This window comes from Kitasatospora sp. NPDC057512 (genome assembly GCF_042802135.1).
Classification (GTDB): Bacteria; Actinomycetota; Actinomycetes; order Streptomycetales; family Streptomycetaceae; genus Kitasatospora.
The window spans coordinates 1-1382 of record NZ_JBHVET010001223.1; the positions used below are offsets into that span (position 1 = coordinate 1).

3 protein-coding genes are annotated in these 1382 nt (G+C 74.3%); all 3 read left to right on the forward strand.

What is annotated here, in order from left to right:
• The coding region (locus tag ACFU6K_RS39065; protein ID WP_380671438.1) for a GNAT family N-acetyltransferase at positions 1–266 on the forward strand (266 nt) is incomplete at its 5' end.
• Between the two features lie 62 nt (positions 267–328).
• Positions 329–1072 carry an ABC transporter ATP-binding protein gene (locus ACFU6K_RS39070; RefSeq protein WP_380671442.1) on the forward strand — a complete coding sequence of 248 codons (744 nt, stop codon included), beginning with the start codon at positions 329–331 and terminating at the stop codon, positions 1070–1072.
• Positions 1069–1382, forward strand: a 314-nt coding sequence (locus ACFU6K_RS39075) for an FtsX-like permease family protein (RefSeq protein WP_380671440.1), incomplete at its 3' end; no start/stop codon positions are given. The genes ACFU6K_RS39070 and ACFU6K_RS39075, both read left to right, overlap by 4 nt.

A 1382-nucleotide genomic window follows, 5' to 3' on the forward strand; every position in this document is an offset into this window, starting at 1 on the left:
GCCTGGAGCTCTTCTACCTGGCCCCGCACCTCCAGGGCCGGGGCCTGGGCACCGCCGTCCTGCGCCACCTCCTCGCCGAGGCCGACGCCGCCGGAGAACCGTTTCGCCTCGTCGTCCTCCGGGGCAGCGCCGCCCAGCGGCTGTACGAACGCCACGGCTTCACCGTCGTCCACGAGGACCCGGTCGACGTCCACCTGCACCGCCCCGTCGGCGGGACCGGAGTCCGCGCCGAAGTCCGTCCCCGGGCACGGCGGCTGACGGCATAACGATTCCCCCAAACGCCCTGGTCAGGGCCATTGCCCCCGTGGTAGGTGTAGCCCCCGTGAAGATCACGGGGGAGAGCGGGGCCGTGCTGCGCCTCGACGACGTACACCGCACCTACGGAACCGGGCCCGAGGCGGTACGGGCACTCAGAGGGGTGGACGTCGAGTTCGCCCGCGGCGGCTTCACCGCCGTCATGGGCCCCTCCGGCTCCGGCAAGAGCACCCTGCTGCAGTGCTGCGCCGGCCTCGACCGGCCCGACAGCGGCCGGGTCACCCTGGACGGGACCGACCTCTCCGGGATGGGCGAGACCGAGCTGACGGTGCTGCGCCGCGAGCGGATCGGCTTCGTCTTCCAGGCCTTCAACCTGGTCGGCTCGCTCACCGCCGAACAGAACGTCGGCCTGCCGCTGCGGCTGGCCGGCCGCCGCCCCGACCCCGCGCAGGTGCGCCGGGCCCTCGCCCAGGTCGGCCTCGGCGAGCGCGCCGGACACCTGCCCTCCCAGCTCTCCGGCGGCCAGCAGCAGCGCGTCGCCATCGCCCGCGCCCTGATCACCCGGCCCCGGATGCTGTTCGCCGACGAGCCGACCGGCGCCCTCGACTCCGCCAGCAGCCGGGACGTCCTCGCCCTGCTGCGCGACCTCGTCGACCGCGAGGGCCAGAGCACCGTCATGGTCACCCACGACCCGGTCGCCGCCGGCTACGCTGACCGCGTGCTCTTCCTCGCCGACGGCCGGATCGTCGACGACCTGCCCCACCCCACCGCCCAGCAGGTCGCCGAGCGGATGACCGCCCTGGAGACGGCGGCATGACCTCGATCGTCACCCTGCTGCCCGTCGCCGCCGCGAGCCTGCGCCGCCGCAAGGCCGCCTTCGCCGGCTCCTACGTCGCCCTCACCCTCGGCGTCCTGCTCGTCGCCACCACCGGCAGCCTGCTGAACGAGACCGCTGGCGACGACTCCCCGCTCGGCGCGCCCTCACTGCACAAGGTGCTCCAGTTCACCGCCGCGATGGCCGCCTTCGTCGCGGTCTTCGTCGTCGCCGGGACCTTCGCCTTCGCCGTCGCCCAGCGCCGCCAGGAGATCGCGATGCTGCGCGCCGTCGGCGCCACACCGCGGCAGAT